This is a genomic window from Delftia sp. WY8 (assembly GCF_018437695.1).
Classification (GTDB): domain Bacteria; phylum Pseudomonadota; class Gammaproteobacteria; order Burkholderiales; family Burkholderiaceae_C; genus Comamonas; species Comamonas tsuruhatensis.
The window spans coordinates 5,065,258-5,081,292 of record NZ_CP049795.1 but is presented as its reverse complement, the minus strand read 5'-3'; the positions used below and the strand labels follow the sequence as shown (position 1 = coordinate 5,081,292).

The following is a 16,035-nucleotide window of genomic DNA, read 5'->3' as shown; positions in this document are numbered from 1 at the left end:
GCAGCCATCATAGGCCGCAGGGCCGCCCCCTTGTCAGGGCGCCATCAACGCTGCATCAGCGCTTGTCGCCCACCTTGATGCGGGCGTTGGGAGCCTCGCCGAACATCTCGGGCGCATACAGTGCCTCCACCCGCGTGGGCGGCAGCGCGAAGTCGCCGGCATTGTTCAGCCGCACGGTGTACTCCACGCGCGTATTGCCCTTGGGCAGGTACTGGTAGTAGGCGCGGTAGGCCTCGAAGCTGCGCTCCTCATAGGCCAGCCAGCCCGCGCCTTCTGCGCGCTCGCCGCCCGAGGCGATCTCCGAGTCGCGCCCCAGGCCGCCGCCCAGGATGGTGGCGCCCGTGGGCACGGGGTCGGTGATGGCCACCCAGGTCATGTCGGTGCGGGCCTGCACCTCCAGCGTGACGCGCAGCACGTCGCCGCGCGAGTACTGGCCTGCGGGCAGGCTCTTGTCGGCCTGCTCCACGGGCTTGACCGTGCGCGTGACGGTGTAGCCGGCGCTGAACGGCGCCTTGAGCTGCACGGCCGCCACGGACTGCAGCGTGAGCCAGGGCTTGCCGGTGCCCTGCTGGGTCACCGTCAGCTGGCCCTTGCGGGCATCACCCACCGCGCTCCAGGGCAGGAACATGGTGTTGTTGCGCAGGCCGCCGACCACCGTGGTCGCGCCGAAGCTGGACGCCTGGTGCGCCGCGCCCTCGCTGTCGCTGGCGCGCATGCGCGTGACCTGGCTCCACTCCACGCGGGCCTGGGACGCGCCCAAAGCCGCCTGGGTGGCGCCCGTCACGGGCGTGGCCTCGAACTGCTGCGAGAAGCGCTGCAGTGCCAGCGCTCCCCACAGGTTGGCCGTGGTCGTGCCCCAGGCACCGTTGCTCTGGCGCGAGATGAAGCCGTTGGCCAGGCGCGGCAGCTCTTCCTTCCACGTCGGGTCGTCCATGTTGACCAGCATCAGGCGGGCCAGGTTGACCTCGGGGCCCTGCATCAGCCACCACCACTGGTCGTCCTGCTCGTTGCTGAAGGCCACGCGCGTGCCCTGGTAGCTCAGGCGGGCGCGCAGGATCTGCTGGGCCTGGGCCAGCTGCTGTTCGCGCTGGGGCAGCTCGCGCATGTGCTTGAGCAGGGCCACCCAGTCGATGACGGCATGCGTGGGCCAGTCGTTGGGCGCGATGGTGATGCTGTCGAGCATGCGCGGATTGGCGCGGCCCGTCAGCGCCAGCGCCTGGATGGCGGCCAGCTTGCGCATGTCCAGGTCCTTGCGCGGGCTCCAGAAGCTGCGCTGGATGCGGCCTTCGACGAAGGCGATCAGGCCGTTTTCCATGCGCTCGCGCTCGGCCGCCGGCAGCACGAAGCGCTTGTCCACGCCCTGCGCCAGTGCCGAGAGGTTGAGCAGGTGGGCCGTCAGCGTATCGCTGCCGCGGGCCGCACGGCCCGAGCCGTCGCCGGCCAGCGGGAAGTAGCTGGCCAGGCCGTCGCTGTCCAGGTAGCTGGGCAGCTGGCCCATGGTGGACTGCCACAGCGTGGCGTCACTCATGCCCACGGCCTTGCTGGTGACCTGCTCCAGGCAGCTGTAGGGATACCGCGCCCACCAGTCGCGCACGCCCGGCAGGCCTTCGGCCAGCTTGGGCGCCAGCGACATGCGCAGGCCGCCGCGGCCGGCCAGCGCGTCGGCCGGCAGCTGCACGGGCAGGTTGATGTTGCCATCGACCTGCATCAGCGTGCCCTGCTGCACCGTCAGCGGCACGGCCGGGATGATGCGCTGGCTGACTTTCAGCCTGTCGCTGGCGGGCTTGTCGCCACCCGCAGTGTCGCGGGCCTCGATCTCCCAGATCAGCGACTCGGCGCGGGTCTGGCCCAGCTGGGCCGGGGCGGTGACGTTCCAGCCCACCTCGCGCGCCTCGCCCGCGGGAATCTCCACGGTCTGCGCTGCCAGCTCCAGCAGCGTGGCGCGCGGCGTGACCTGCACCTTCATGGCCTTGGCCGAGGTGTTGCGCAGCGTGACCATGGCACGGAACTGGTCCTCCTCGCGCACCAGCGGCGGCAGGCCGCTGATGATCTGCAGGTCCTGGGCCGTGCGGATGGGCGCCTGGCCCGTGCCGAACATCGACACGCCATGGTCGGCCACCGCCACCACCTGGAAGGTGGTCAGCGAGTCGTTGAGCGGCACGCTGACCTGGGCCTTGCCCTGGGCATCGAGCACCACGCTCGGATTCCACAGCAGCAGCGTCTCGAACAGCTGGCGCGTCTGGCTGCGGCCACCGCCGCCGCCAGCGGCCACGGCCTTGCGGCCGTAGTGGCGCCTGCCGATCACCTCCATCTGCGCGGTCGAGGTCTGCACGCCCCACTCGCGGCGGCGCAGCATGGCGTCGGCCAGCTGCCAGCTGGTGTTGGGCATGAGCTCCAGCAGGGCCTGGTCCACGACCGCCAGCGCCACCTCGGCGCCAGCGGCGGGCTTGCCGTCGGGCAGCGTGGCGCTGATGGTGACCTTGGCGGTGCCGCGCACCTGGTAGCTGGCCTGGTCGGCCGTGACCTTGACGTCGATGCGGTGGGCCTTGGTGCCCACGCGGATCTCGGCCATGCCCAGGCGGTAGGCGGGCTTGGACAGATCGACCAGGGCCGTGGGCGCGATGTATTCCTTGCCCTCGTGCCAGAAGGCATTCCACCACTCGCGCGGCGCCTTGAAGCCCCAGGTGAAGAAGCTGTACCAGGGCACCTCGCGCAGCCGCCCGCGCAGGGCCAGCACGCTCACGTAGACGTTGGGCCCCCAGTCGGGCTGGACCTTCAGCTCCACGGTGGGGTTCTGGCCATTGAGCTGCATGACCTGGGTGCTGACGATGCCTTCGCGCTCCACGGCGACCAGGGCCGTCGCATAGCGGAAGGGCATGCGCACCTGGAAGCGCGCGGTCTCGCCGGGCTCGTAGCTGCGCTTTTCGGGCAGCACGTCCATGCGGTCATGGTCCTCGCCGCCGAACCACAGCTCGCCCTGGCGCGTGACCCAGACGCTGGAGGCGGCCTGGGCGGGCCGGCCGTCCTTGTCGGAGGCGGTGACGATCAGCTCGACCTCGCCGGGCTGCGACAGCTGGGCCTCGCACTGCACCATGCCTTGGGCATCGCTGTTGCCCGTGCACACCGTGCCCATGGATTGGAGCGCGGTCTGGTTGTCGTAGCTGTAAAAGCCCCCCACCAGGCGCTTGCGGCTGCTGGTGGTGACGCGGGAGATGGCCTCCACCTTGACCGGCACGCCGGCCTGGGGCTTGCCGTCCACGCCCAGGGCCAGCGCCTGGAACTGGAGCTTGCGGCCCGTGGTGATCCAGCTTTCGGCGCGCACGCCGGCCACGATGGCCGCGGGCCACAGCATCTGCGTGCTGCGCAGGGTCTGCACCTCGCCATTGGGGTCGGCATAGGTGGCCTCGATCAGCAGCTCGCGCGGCTCGCGCAGCTTGGGCAGGTTCTCGATCTTGAGCTTGCCCAGTCCTTCACGGTCCAGCGTCACGGGCAGCTTGTCGGCCACCACCTTGCTGTCCTGGGAGGCCGTGGCCTCCTCGTCATCGCTCTGGCCCGTGTCCTGGGCGCTGCGCGGTGCCGAGAAGCTGAAGCCCTGCCAGTCGCTGCGGTCCATCCAGGTGGAGCGCACCAGGGCGGACACGCGCACCGGCAGGTTGGCGGCCGGGCCGCCGGAGACGTAGTTCACCTGCACCTGCACCGGCAGGCTGGAGACGCCGACCAGGGCCTGCTTGCCTTCGGGTCCCACACGGCCTTCGAGCACGGGCAGGCGGAATTCCTCGACACGGAAGCTGCCCGTGCCGAAGCGGTTGTTGCGCCCGCGCGAGCCGTTGCCCTCGCCGCGCAGCTCCACGGAGTACGAACCCAGCTTGGCGCCCTTGGGCACGGAGAAGCTGTTTTCCGCACTCAGGCCGCCCGTGCCCGTGGAACGCCACTGCAGCGGCTGCGTGTACTGCTGGCCGCTGCCTTCATGGGTGATGACCAGTTGCGTGGGCCGCTGCTCGGGCAGCGCAAAGCCGCCCTGCCCCTGGCCGATGCCGGTCTGGGTGCGCATCAGGTGCTTCATGGACACGGTCTCGCCGGCGCGCAGCAGCGTGCGGTCGAAGATGGTGTGGGCCACCTCGTCGCGCTGGGCGCTGCGGCTGGTGGGCACGTTGAAGCGCCAGGACTCGATGCCGCGCTGCCAGTCGCTCCAGGTGAAGGCCAGCTCCTGCTGGCCGTCCTTGCCCTGGGCGCGTGCGCTGACGAAGTAGGCCGGCGAGCGGTAGCCGACACCGCCCGTGCACTGGGGCGGCTCGGGCGACAGGCCGTCCAGGCGCGCCACGCCGCTGGCATCGGTGGTGGCCGAGGTCAGCACCTTGCCATTGCAGTCGGAGACCTGGACCCTGGCATTGGCCACGGCCTGGCCCTTGTCCAGCGTGGTGACCCAGGCGGCCGCGTTCTCGCGGCCGAGCTTGAAGTGCACGGACAGGTTGGTCACCAGGGCCGAGGTGCGCACATACATGCTGCGCGCCGAGCCGTAGCGCTCATCGAGCAGCGACTGCCCCAGCAGCGGCGAGGCGATCTCGACCACGTGAAAGCCCGGCGTGAGCGGAATGCCCACCACCTCGAAGGGGCGCGGATCGCCCTTGACGGGCTTGGGCAGCTCCAGCGTCTTGACGTCGCCCTGGCCGGCCAGCAGCGACAGCATGCGCGTCTGCACATAGTCACGGTTTTCGTTGTCGATCACGGGCGGCAGCGGGCCCTTGATGTCGCGCGAGGCGCGCTTGCGGTCCATGTCGGAGGACTCGTAGTCGGCCACGCGGCGCATCCAGGCGATGATCTCGGCATCGCTGCCGGGCTGCTTGGTGCTCACGCGGCTGGCATCCAGGGACCTGGTGGCCAGCTCGGACTCCACATTGCGCAGCGTCACGGGCAGCAGGGCCGGGCCGTCCGGGCCTTCGGCATAGCGCTCGACGATGCCGAAGGGCGAGGCCGCGAACTTGGCCAGCGGCGGCAGCGCGCCCGTGGCCACCTGCAGCGGGAACATGTCGGCATTGCTCAGGCTGCGGCCTGCCGCGTCCTTGAACTGCGGAGGCAGCTCCACCGTGTAGCGCGCCTGGGCCTGCATGGTGGCCGGGAAGCTCAGGTTCTGCACCAGCGAATCCTCGCTGAGCTTTTCGCCGTATTCGCTGTCGATCACGGGCGCCACCTTGGAGGCGCCGCTGCTCAGGCGAATGCCCTCGGCCAGCTTGCGCGGCACGGGGGCATTGAAGCGCAGGCGCATGGGACGGATCGGCAGGCAGGCGGCCTGGGCGTTCTCGCGCTCGCAGCTGAACTCGGCGGCGAAGGGCTCGCGCACGCGGTACTCGAAGCGCTTGTCCTGGCGGCTGGCCACGCCGTTGGGCGTGGCAATGCCGGCGCCGAAGACCAGCTTCATGGTCGTGCCCGCCGTCAGGCGGCGGTTGCAGGCCAGCGTGGCGTACTGCAGCGGGTTCTTGGCAGCGGCCTTGTCCCAGCCGCGGTGCTTGAGCAGCTCGTCGCGCTCCTTGCCTTCGATCAGGCGCACGGGAATGCGCTCGCCCACGCCTTCGGCCGTGCACCACATGTGCTGCTGCAGGCTTTGCACGGTGGCCGGGCCCGACAGGCGCAGCGCGAAGTACTGCTCCTCGTCGATCTGTTCATAGGTGTCGGGTGCCATGTCCAGCACGGCCGGGCCGCCGGTCTGGAACTGGTAGCTGGCAGCGCCCGTCACGGCCGTGCCCGCAGGCGACTTGTAGCCGGCCACGAGCTGGGCCGTGCAGCGCACGCCGGGCGGCAGGGCCTGCTTGAAGTCGAACACCCATTCGCGGTCGCTGTTCCAGCGGCCCGTGCCCTGAGTGGCCGCCGCATCGCTGCAGCTGAGCGTGACCGGCGCGGCCGCCTTGGGGTCGCCAAAGCGCACGGCCGTGCCATCGAACTGCACCACCACCTGCTCGACCTTGGCCACCTCTCCCTGCGGGCTGAACTGGCGCACGCCCACGGCCTGCGCCGTCAGCGCCACCGATCCCAGCAGCAGCCCCAACCCCCACCGGCTCCAGGGCCGGCCGTGCGCCGGCGGACTCTGGAACCCCTTGATCGCTGTCGTGCGAAGCACCCCCATGGCAATCCCTTCTGTCGGGCTCAGATGGCCCGGTGTTTTCTTGGAATGAGCAGGCTTTCAGCGCTGCGGCGCGCGCCGTGCACGGTGCACAGGCTGCAAATGAAAAGCCCTGCGCTGCGGCAGGGCTCGGCGGCAAGGGCTGCAACGAGGCAGATGCCCGCCGCCCGCATGCGCCGAATGCAGGGCCGCATCCGCTGCGGCTGAAAACCACTGCGCGGGATGATACCGGGCCGCATCCGCTGCAGGCCCTGCTGCGGGTGCCCGGAACCGGGTCTGCGGTGTATCCATCTGTAAGACATCGGCGCACAAGGGCGTCATATATGTCTGATCACAAGGATTCGCGCCACACGCCGCGCTGCCAACCCCGGCGATGGCAGCACCAAGACACAGCGCTTGCCGGTTCACAGCGCCTGCCGGCCGCGGAGGCTGTCGCCCCGCAGTCCGCCTGTCTTACTGCGGCTGGAAGCCGCTGGTCTGGATGATGCGTTTCCAGACCTGGGTATAGGCCTGCTCGCGCTCGGCCAACTGGGCGGGCGGCATGTGGCCCACGGTCAGGCCCAGGGCGGTGAGCTGCTCGTGCACGTCGGGCTGCTTGAGCACGGTGGCCACGGCGGCGGAGAAGCGGTCGATGAAGGCCTGGGGCGTGCCGCGCGGCGCGTAGATGCCGTAGTAGGGCGTGTCCTCGAAGCCCTTGACGCCCTGCTCGGCCAGCGTGGGCACTTCGGGCATGGTGGCCTGGCGGCGCGTGCCCAGCACGCCGATCACGCGCAGCTTGCCGGCCTTGTGGTTTTCCATGAAGTCCTGCACCGAGGCGATGCCGGCCGGGATCTGGTTGCCCAGCATGTCGGCCAGCATGGGCGCGCTGCCCCGGTAGGGCGCGGCCACCAGGTCCAGCCTGTAGTGCTCGCCCAGCAGCCTGACCAGGAATTCCGGCGTGGACGCGGGCGCGGGTATGCCGATGCTGCCGCGCTTTGCGCCCTGGCGCACCCACTCCACATACTCGGCGAGGTTGCGCGCCGGCGTGCTGGCGGAGACCGCCAGCGCGTTCACGAAGGTGGCAAAGCCGGCCACGGGAACGAAGTCATGGGCCGGGTCGAAGCCCGGCTTCTTCACCACCTGGGGCAGGATGGAGATGGTGTGGTCATGCGTGAGGAACAGCGTGTGGCCATCGGCCGCAGCCGCCTTGAGCTGCTGCGCCGCGATCTGGCCGCCCGCGCCGGGGCGGTTGTCCACCAGCACCGTGGTGCCCAGCACGTCCTTGAGACGGTCGGCCAGCAGGCGTGCGATGGCATCGGTGCCGCCGCCCGGCGGAAAGCCCACGAGGATGCGAATGGCCTGCCCCGGCTGGGCCCAGGCCAGCGGAGCCAGGGCGGACGAGGCGGCAACGGCGGTCACTGCGCCGGCGGCGCGCAGCGCCCCCGTCAGCAGTTGGCGGCGGGAGGATGTCATGGCGTGGCTCCGGCGAACGGGGGGATCAGCCCAGGCGCGCGTTCAGGCGTGCATTCAAGCGCGCCTGGTGGCCTGCCAGCTGCTTGCGCACCTGGGCCGGCGCCGTGCCGCCCAGGGTGTTGCGCGCATTGAGCGAGCCTTCCAGGCTGAGCGCCTCGAAGACGTCGGCCTCGATGCCGGGATTGAAGGCCTGCAGTTCGGCCAGCGGCAGCTCGGTCAGGTCCACGCCCTTTTGCGAGGCCAGCTTGACGGCATGGGCCACGGTCTCGTGCGCGTCGCGGAAGGGCAGGCCCTTCTTGACCAGGTAGTCGGCCAGGTCGGTGGCGGTGGCGTAGCCCTTGAGTGCGGCGGCGCGCATGGCTTCGGCGTTGACGGTGATGCCGCCCTTCTTGCCGCCCGTGGCCGGGTCGGCCTGGCCGCCGATCATCTCGGCGAAGATGCGCAGCGTGTCCTTCAGGGTGTCCACCGTGTCGAACAGCGGCTCCTTGTCTTCCTGGTTGTCCTTGTTGTAGGCCAGGGGCTGGCCCTTCATCAGGGTGATCAGGCCCATCAGGTGGCCGACCACGCGGCCGGTCTTGCCGCGTGCCAGCTCGGGCACGTCGGGGTTCTTCTTCTGCGGCATGATCGACGAGCCGGTGGTGAAGCGGTCGGCGATGCGGATGAAGCCGAAGTTCTGGCTCATCCAGATGATCAGCTCTTCGGACAGGCGGCTCACGTGCACCATGCACAGGCTGGCGGCCGAGGTGAATTCGATGGCGAAGTCGCGGTCGCTGACGCCGTCCAGCGAGTTCTGGCAGACGCCTTCCATGCCCAGGGTGCGGGCCACGCGCTCGCGGTCCAGCGGGTAGGTGGTGCCGGCCAGGGCGGCGCTGCCCAGCGGCAGCACGTTGACGCGGCGGCGCAGGTCCAGCATGCGCTCGGCGTCGCGCTTGAACATTTCCACATAGGCCAGCAGGTGGTGGGCAAAGCTCACGGGCTGGGCCACCTGCAGGTGGGTGAAGCCGGGCAGGATCACGTCCACATTCTTCTCGGCCACTTCGACCAGGGACAGCTGCAGCTCGCCCAGCAGTCCTTCGATCAGGTCGATCTCGCCGCGCAGCCACAGGCGCACGTCGGTGGCCACCTGGTCGTTGCGGCTGCGGCCCGTGTGCAGGCGCTTGCCGGCGTCGCCGACCAGCTGGGTCAGGCGGGCCTCGATGTTCAGGTGCACGTCTTCCAGGTCGAGCTTCCACTCGAACTGGCCGGACTCGATCTCCTGCGTGATCTGCGCCATGCCCTTGCGGATGGCTTCATGGTCGGCGGCGGCGATGATGCCCTGGGCCGCCAGCATCTCGGCATGCGCCAGGCTGCCCGTGATGTCGGCCTGCCACAGGCGCTTGTCGAAGAACACGCTGGAGGTATAGCGCTTGACCAGATCGCTCATCGGCTCTTCGAAGAGAGCGGACCAGGCCTGGGCCTTGGTATCGAGCTGGTTGTGCGAGGCGGACGTTGGTTGATTGGCAGACATGTGAGGACGCGATCTTCGATGGGGCTGTGCAGGCAGCGCAGGCGGCGGGCGGCATCGCCCCCCGGCGCAGGCAGGAAGCGAAGATTCTATCGACCTGGGCGGCGCCACGCCCGTGCAGGGGCCTACACGGGCCTGCATGGGCGTGCATGGGTGTGCATGGGCGGTGTGACCGCTGTGCAGGCCCGCCCGGCATGACCATAATCCGGGCATGCGGCGCGAACCCCACCCGCCGAAACACTACCTGCCGCCCCTTGCCGACCCAGCCGCCCCCCACCACTGCCCCCCCGCCCCTGCCCGCGGCGCTGGTCTTTGACGCCTGCAACGTAGGCGTGGTGCTGCGCGCCGTGCTGTTTGTGCAGGCCGTGGTGGCAACGGCCTCGATGTTCGGCGCCGACTCGCCCCTGCAGTGGCTGCAGGGCATGGCCCTGCTGACCGGCGCCTGCCTGCCCGGCACGCTGGTCTGGCTGGTGGCCGCCTGCCTGCTCAAGCACCCGCTGCAGCGGCTGCCCGCCTCCGGCCAGTACGCGGCCGGCGTGCTGCTGGGCATGGCGGCCGGGCTGTATGCCTGCGCCATGCTGCACCTGGCCGGCGGCACCAGCGCCCCCTGGCTGGCCAGCGCCGTGTCCGGCGGACTGTTGGCAGCCCTGCTGGTCGCAGCCCTGGTGCTGCGCGCACGCGGCCACGCACCCGCCGACACGCAGGCGCGGCTGGCCGAGCTGCAGTCGCGCATACGCCCGCATTTCCTGTTCAACACGCTCAACAGCGCCATCGCCCTGGTGCGCGCCGAGCCCGCCAAGGCCGAGGCCCTGCTGGAGGACCTCAGCGACCTGTTCCGCTATGCGCTGGCCGAGCCACACAGCACGACCACGCTGGCCGAGGAGATCGAGCTGGCCCAGCGCTACCTGGCCATCGAGCAGGTGCGCTTTGGCGAACGGCTGCAGGTGCGCTGGCAACTGGACCCTGCCGCCCACGGCGCCCTGCTGCCGCCGCTGCTGCTGCAGCCGCTGGTGGAAAACGCCATACGCCATGGCGTGGAGCCCAGCGCACGCGGCGGCAAGCTGCAGGTGCGCACCGAGCGCCGTGGCGATCTGGTGGAGGTGCGCATCACCAACACCCTGCCCTCCGAGATCGATTCCGCCAGCGCAGCCGGCACGCGCGGCAACGGCATTGCGCTGGCCAATGTGCGCGCCCGGCTGTCGCTGCTGCACGACCTGCAGGCCCACCTCACGGCGCGCACGCTCAACGGGCATTTCGTGGTGCGCATCAGCCTGCCGCTGGCACCGCCTGCCAGCCAACCCACGAAGGCTTTATCGAAGAAGAAGCACCATGCACATCCTGATCGTTGACGACGAAGCCCTGGCCCGCGCGCGGCTGCGCACCCTGCTGGCCGACGTGCAGGCATGCACGGGCAGCGGCCCGCACCAGGTCAGCGAGGCGGCGGACGCCCGCCAGGCCATGGCCGTGCTGCAGGCACCGGGCCCGCGCCCCGTGGAGCTGGCACTGCTGGACATCCACATGCCCGGCCAGGACGGCCTGGCCCTGGCCCATATGCTGCGCCGCCTGCCGCTGCCGCCTGCCGTGGTCTTCGTCACCGCCCATGCCGGCCACGCGGTCGAGGCCTTCGACCTGGATGCTGCCGACTACCTGACCAAGCCCGTGCGCCGCGAACGCCTGCAGCAGGCCCTGGCCAAGGCCGCGCGCACGGCCGCGCACCAGACGGCCGAACGCGACGGCGGCCCCGTGCTGCTGATACAGGACCGGGGCGCCACCGTGCGCCTGCCCCTGTCCGAAGTGCTCTACCTCAAGGCCGAACAGAAATACGTGACCGTGCGCACCGTGGGCCGCAGCTACATCCTCGACGGCGCCCTGGCCGAACTGGAGGCCCGCCACGCCGACCACCTGCTGCGCGTGCACCGCAACGCCCTCGTGGCACGCAGCGCCCTGCGCAGCCTGGAGCGCCACGACGACCCCACCGAAGGCGAAGGCTGGGCCCTGCGCCTGCACGGCATCCCCGAACTGCTCATGGTCTCGCGCCGCCAGCTCCCCCAGGTCCGCGCCGCCATCCGCGACGAAGGACAGCCCGGCTGAGGCGCAGGGCTCAAGAAGCCCGGCCCAAGACAGCCCCCTGCGCCAGAAAGCACGCCCCCAACACAAGCATGGCCCAACGCGAGGGACACCGAGCAAGGGCCTATGCCGGCCGCGCCGCCCCGCAGCGAGGGTGTCGTCCCCCTCGGGGGGAAGGCGCGCAGCGCCTCAGGGGGCTACATTTTTCTAGACAGATCCCACATCGCATCCACCAGCAGATCGATGTCCCGCGCGTCATGCCACAGGTGCGTGGACACGCGCACGCCGTAGTGGTCTGCCGCCGCGCCGATCACGGGGAAGTTGGAGTTGCGGATCACGAAGCCCTGCGGATAGTCGCTGAGCATGCGCGCCACAAAGGTTGAGGACTTGGTCCCGTTCATCACGTCGTCCTTGTTCTGGAACGGGTTGAAGCAGGTCAGCGCCGACAGCAGCTTGGGATCGTCCTTGGGCGAGTACAGCGAGTCCACGCCCCAGCGCTCGACGATCTTTTCCTTGAGGTAGGACGACAGCGTCAGGTCATAGGTCTCGATCTTCTTGCGGCCGATGCTGTCCCACTGCGCGCAGGCCTGGGCCAGCGCCATGAACATGGGCGTGTGCACGCTGCCGCAGGAAGTGACCGAGGCGGCGATGTCGTAGGTCTCCTTGGCCGTGGTCGTGCGCTCCAGCGCCGGGTAGGCGCTGGTGTGCACCGGGTACCACTTGGGCAGGGGCAGCGGGTTGGAGGCGCGGATCTTGTTGCGGATGATGAGGATGCCCGTGGAGCCCGGGCCGCACTGCCACTTGTGGCCCGCGCCCGACATGAAGTCCATGCCCAGCTCCGCATAGTTGTAGGCCATCATGCCCGGCAGGTGGGCGCCGTCCACGATGCTGATCAGGCCGTGCGCCTTGACCACGCCCATCAGGTCGGCAATGGGCAGCATGGTGCCGGTCTTGTAGGTGGGAGAGGACCACATCATGGCGCGCACGCGCTTGCCCTGGGCCTTGAGCGCGCGGATGCGCTCGTCGAACAGGTTCACGTAGGTGGCGGCCGTCTGGTTGTTGCCCACGGGCAGCGCAATGCGCGAGACCTCGATGCCGTAGCGGTCCTGGGCGATCTTCAGCGGCGTGTCGCCGCCGCCGTGCTCGTGGTTGGTGGTCACCACCACGTCGCCACGCTGCCAGTCGATGCCCAGGATGGCGTGGCACATGCCCGAGGAGGTGTTGGCCGAGAAGGCCAGCTCGTCGGCATCCACGCCAAAGCCCGGCGCCACCTGCTTGCGCAGGTCCAGCAGGTTGCTGTAGCCGTTGCCCGAGTCGGCGGCCTTCTTGCGGTTTTCGGTATCGAACACATCGAGCACCAGCTTGGGCATGGAGCCCGCCGTGCCGATGTTCATGTAGGTCTTCTCGGGCTTGAGGATGAACATGCTCTGCACGTCGGTCCAGAAGGCCTCGTCACGCATGAGCTGCTCGCGCAGCGCAGCGGCCGAGGTCTGGGCATTGCCGCTGCCACAGGCAGCCAGCAGTGGGCCCAGCGTGGCTGCGCCGGTGCCGTAGCCCAGCATGCGCAGGAAGTCGCGGCGCTTGGAAGTCCAGCGCGCGGGATAGCCGGATTCGCCGGCGGCCGCGGTGGCGGTCAGGGATGTGGCCTGCTCGGCCGCGATCTGGGGGTGTCGTGCGTTCATGCGGTCCTCCTGTCGTTGCCCAAGCGGTCAGCGGCGGCCGACGATGGCCGAGATTTCGATCTTCACATCGCGCGGCAGGCGCGCCACCTCCACCGTGGCCCGAGCGGGGGCGCCGGTCTTGAAGTACTCGCCATAGACCTTGTTCATGGCGGCGAACTCGTTGAGGTCCTTCATGAAGACCGAGGTGGACAGCACATCCTCATAGCCCAGTCCCTGGGACTTGAGCTTGGCGCCGATGTGGTCCAGCACGGCGCGCGTCTGCTCCTCGATGGTCGTGCCCTGGATGGCCGTGCCCTGCGCGTTCAGCGGCAGCACGCCCGAGAAGTAGATCGTGTTGCCATGCGCCACCATCTGCGAATACGGGCCGATGGCCGGATAGATCTGCGTGGTGGACAGCACATCGCGCTTGTGGGGCGCGGCGCAGCCCGCCAGCGTCGCTACCGCCGCCGCCACACCGCATGCCAGCGCCACGCGCCGCAGGTTCGATCGAATATCCATGGTATTGCCTTTCTGAAACAAGAATACAAACTGCCACTGCCGTGCCGCGCATTACTGCAACGGCGCCCCGGAAACACTTCGTCACCATTTAATTGGGTCATCGAAGGCGACATGAATCATTGACACAAAATGATTCGAATCAGTGATTTCACAGAGAAATTCTAGGCAGGGATCTGGAGCATTCGATAATGAATTTTCCCCTACGCACCACTACGCAGGACCGCTTGCGCAGTGCTACGCAGCAGGATAACTCTCTTCTGAAACAACGGCTTGGCACGGAACCTGCTCAACCGTAGCCAGGCATGTCAGACAGATGAGGGACGGCGCACCACAATACGGCAAAACCATTATTCAAGACCCCAAAAAGGGGACAACGCACCAAGAAAATGCATATCGGATTCCCTATGTCAATGGGATATTCTTTCGTGCGCGAAATATATTATCCATGGCATTTTCCTTGGGATATTCAAATTCCTTTTCCTGCGCGCGTGGATATGCAGCGCGCACAGGCTATTGGCAGATACGACGCCCGCCATTCAAGGTCCGCTGCCGGGCCCCGGCGCCATGCGCGCAAGCCCTGTTGACAAGGTCCGTGCACTGGGCGGAAAAGATCGTCGGTGCACCCCACACAGGCTCCCATGCAACTTCCGCTGAAACTTGCGCTTCTGTCGATTGCCGCCATCGCGCTGGCCCTGGGCCTGGTCGCGGTGACCGTGCAACACCAGACACTGGAGCTGGCCCGTCAGGAACGAGAGCTGGTCGAGACCGCCTACCTGCACAGCAAGGAGACCGAGCTGCGGCACTACGTGCAGCTGGCGACCACGGCGCTGGCGCGCATCCAGTCCAGCGGCGAGGAGCCATCCCTGCAGCGGCGCCAGGCGCTGGATACGCTGGCGCGCATGCAGTTCGGCGAGGACGGCTACTTCTTTGTCTACGACGAACACGGCAACGTGCTGCTGGATGCGCGCCAGATGGGCCTGTCGGGCGTGGACCTGTGCGATCCCAACAGCCCCGGCGGCGCAGGACCCGCCAGGATCATCCTGGACGCTGCGCGCAGCGGCGGTGGCCTGGTGCGCTACCAGTGGCAAAAACCGTCATCGCTGCGTACCGAGGCCAAGCTCGCCTACGTGGCCACGGTGCCCGAATGGGGCTGGTCGCTGGGCACGGGCCTGTACCTGGACGATGTGGAGCAGGCGCTGCGCCAGATCGACGAAAGCGCCCAGGCCAACATCGCGGCCACGCGCTGGCGCATCTTCGGCATTGCGGCGCTGTGCATCGTTCTCATCGGCGTGGCGGGGCTGGTCTTCAATCTCAGCGATCACCGCGTGTCCAGCAACAAGCTGCAGCGGCTGGCCCAGCGCGTGGTGCATTCGCAGGAAGAGGAACGCACGCGCGTGGCGCGCGACCTGCATGACGGCGTGGTGCAGGTGCTGGTCTCCTCCAAGTTCCTGCTGGAGACGGCCCAGGCCCAGCTCAGGCGGCTGGCCGCGCAGGACCCGGCCACGGCCCAGCGCATGGTGGACCAGGGCCTGGAGCAGCTCAACCACGCGCTGGTGGAGATACGGCGCGTCTCCCACGGCCTGCGCCCCGCCCTGCTGGACGACCTGGGCCTGGCCCCGGCCCTGGCGCTGATGAGCCAGCAGATGCAGGCCGAGGACGGCCTGCGCATGCAGTTCGGCTGCCGCGGCGAGACCCGCTTTCTCCCGCCCAGCCACGCCACGGCCCTGTTCCGCGTGGCCCAGGAGGCCGTGACGAATGCGCAAAACCATGCACAGGCCACGCGCATCGATGTCAGCCTGCACTTTCAGCGCCGCCGCGTGGTGCTGCAGGTCAGCGATGACGGCCAGGGCTTCGACATGCGCCGCGTGCAGCGCGACCGCCAGGGCGGCATCGGCCTGCGCAACATGCGCGAGCGCATCGAAGGCCTGGGCGGCCACCTGTCCATCAGTTCGGGGCGCCGGGGCACCCGGCTGGTCGCCGTGCTCTACCGCGATGGCGGCATGCCGCTGTCTCCCTCACCGGAATTCGAACTCCCACGGGCCGCTGCATGAACCCCATGATCCGCATCCTCCTGGTGGACGACCACCCTCTCGTGCGCGACGGCGTGTCCATGCGCCTGCAGGCCACGGACCATATCCGTGTGGTGGGCGAGGCCGCCAGCGTGGACCAGGCCCTGCCGCTGGCCCGCGAGCTGTCGCCCGACCTGGTGGTCACCGACATCCGCATGCCGGGCGCCAGCGGCATCGACCTGGCCGCGCTGTTCCGCGATCAGTTCCCGCTGGTGCGCGTGCTGGTGCTGTCCATGCATGAGGATCCCGAGTACGTGCGCCGCGCCGTGGCGCTGGGCGCGCGCGGCTATGTGCTCAAGGACGCGCCTGCACAGCAGCTCATCGAGGCCATAGACCGGGTCTACGCCGGCGGCCTGTATTTCAGCCCCGGCCTGCAGCCCGTGGCCGAGGAAGACGGCAGCGCGTCCGGGCCCCGGCGCGCCCTCACGCCGCGCGAGGCCAGCGTGCTGCAGTGGATCTCGGAGGGCCGCTCCAACAAGGAAATCGCCGCGCTCATGGGCACCTCGGTGCGCACCGTGGAAACCCACCGCCTGCACCTGCGCCGCAAGCTGCGCATCGACGGCCATGCGGCCTTCATCAAGTACGCGGTGGATTACGCCGACCTGCTGGGGACGGCACCCCAGGAGGCCCGCGCAGGCTAGGACCCGC

The 16,035-nt window shown here is 69.0% G+C and carries 9 protein-coding genes; 4 read left to right on the top strand and 5 right to left on the bottom strand.

Features of this window, described 5'->3' with window-relative positions; genetic code table 11:
* Positions 1 to 55 precede the first annotated feature (55 nt).
* The 3 genes from G4D77_RS23335 to argH all read right to left on the bottom strand — a co-directional run bounded on the left by G4D77_RS23335 (position 56) and on the right by argH (position 9,074).
* Positions 56 to 6,118 (bottom strand): alpha-2-macroglobulin family protein, encoded by a 6,063-nt coding sequence (locus tag G4D77_RS23335; protein WP_213757744.1) that lies wholly within the window; start codon positions 6,116 to 6,118, stop codon positions 56 to 58.
* A 450-nt stretch (positions 6,119 to 6,568) separates the two neighbouring features.
* A complete protein-coding gene (locus G4D77_RS23330) occupies positions 6,569 to 7,567 on the bottom strand; it encodes a Bug family tripartite tricarboxylate transporter substrate binding protein (RefSeq protein WP_016451125.1) in 999 nt (332 codons plus the stop codon).
* Positions 7,568 to 7,592: 25 nt separating this feature from the next.
* The gene (argH, locus tag G4D77_RS23325) at positions 7,593 to 9,074 is read right to left on the bottom strand and encodes an argininosuccinate lyase (RefSeq protein WP_016445811.1); all 1,482 of its coding nucleotides are present in this window, start codon (positions 9,072 to 9,074) and stop codon (positions 7,593 to 7,595) included.
* Between the two features lie 191 nt (positions 9,075 to 9,265).
* On the opposite strand from argH, the gene G4D77_RS23320 reads away from it, so the two are divergent.
* Both G4D77_RS23320 and G4D77_RS23315 read left to right on the top strand, forming a co-directional pair.
* Positions 9,266 to 10,420, top strand: coding sequence for a sensor histidine kinase (locus tag G4D77_RS23320; protein ID WP_016451124.1), 1,155 nt, complete (start codon positions 9,266 to 9,268; stop codon positions 10,418 to 10,420).
* Positions 10,401 to 11,162 (top strand): LytR/AlgR family response regulator transcription factor, encoded by a 762-nt coding sequence (locus tag G4D77_RS23315; RefSeq protein ID WP_154833664.1) that lies wholly within the window; start codon positions 10,401 to 10,403, stop codon positions 11,160 to 11,162. The genes G4D77_RS23320 and G4D77_RS23315 overlap by 20 nt, the downstream gene beginning before the upstream one ends.
* Positions 11,163 to 11,335: 173 nt before the next feature.
* Here the strand turns inward: G4D77_RS23315 and G4D77_RS23310 are convergent, their stop codons facing one another.
* Together G4D77_RS23310 and G4D77_RS23305 are read right to left on the bottom strand one after the other, a co-directional pair.
* Complete coding sequence (locus tag G4D77_RS23310) at positions 11,336 to 12,820, bottom strand: aminotransferase class V-fold PLP-dependent enzyme (RefSeq protein WP_016445808.1); 1,485 nt, start codon at positions 12,818 to 12,820, stop codon at positions 11,336 to 11,338.
* Positions 12,821 to 12,847: 27 nt separating this feature from the next.
* Positions 12,848 to 13,318, bottom strand: coding sequence for a Rid family detoxifying hydrolase (locus G4D77_RS23305; protein ID WP_154833663.1), 471 nt, complete (start codon positions 13,316 to 13,318; stop codon positions 12,848 to 12,850).
* A gap of 638 nt (positions 13,319 to 13,956) precedes the next feature.
* On the opposite strand from G4D77_RS23305, the gene G4D77_RS23300 reads away from it, so the two are divergent.
* Positions 13,957 to 15,369, top strand: coding sequence for a cache domain-containing protein (locus G4D77_RS23300; RefSeq protein ID WP_154833662.1), 1,413 nt, complete (start codon positions 13,957 to 13,959; stop codon positions 15,367 to 15,369).
* The gene (locus tag G4D77_RS23295) at positions 15,366 to 16,028 is read left to right on the top strand and encodes a response regulator (protein ID WP_097201526.1); all 663 of its coding nucleotides are present in this window, start codon (positions 15,366 to 15,368) and stop codon (positions 16,026 to 16,028) included. Before G4D77_RS23300 ends, G4D77_RS23295 begins: the two co-directional genes overlap by 4 nt.
* The last annotated feature ends 7 nt before the right edge of the window (positions 16,029 to 16,035 follow it).

Coding starts and splice junctions, on each gene's coding strand:
- G4D77_RS23335 (WP_213757744.1), bottom strand. CDS start 6,118: ATGGGGGTGCTTCGCACGACAGCGATCAAGGGGTTCCAGAGTCCGCCG.
- G4D77_RS23310 (WP_016445808.1), bottom strand. CDS start 12,820: ATGAACGCACGACACCCCCAGATCGCGGCCGAGCAGGCCACATCCCTG.
- G4D77_RS23320 (WP_016451124.1), top strand. CDS start 9,266: ATGACCATAATCCGGGCATGCGGCGCGAACCCCACCCGCCGAAACACT.
- G4D77_RS23315 (WP_154833664.1), top strand. CDS start 10,401: ATGCACATCCTGATCGTTGACGACGAAGCCCTGGCCCGCGCGCGGCTG.
- G4D77_RS23330 (WP_016451125.1), bottom strand. CDS start 7,567: ATGACATCCTCCCGCCGCCAACTGCTGACGGGGGCGCTGCGCGCCGCC.
- G4D77_RS23295 (WP_097201526.1), top strand. CDS start 15,366: ATGAACCCCATGATCCGCATCCTCCTGGTGGACGACCACCCTCTCGTG.
- G4D77_RS23300 (WP_154833662.1), top strand. CDS start 13,957: ATGCAACTTCCGCTGAAACTTGCGCTTCTGTCGATTGCCGCCATCGCG.
- G4D77_RS23305 (WP_154833663.1), bottom strand. CDS start 13,318: ATGGATATTCGATCGAACCTGCGGCGCGTGGCGCTGGCATGCGGTGTG.
- argH (WP_016445811.1), bottom strand. CDS start 9,074: ATGTCTGCCAATCAACCAACGTCCGCCTCGCACAACCAGCTCGATACC.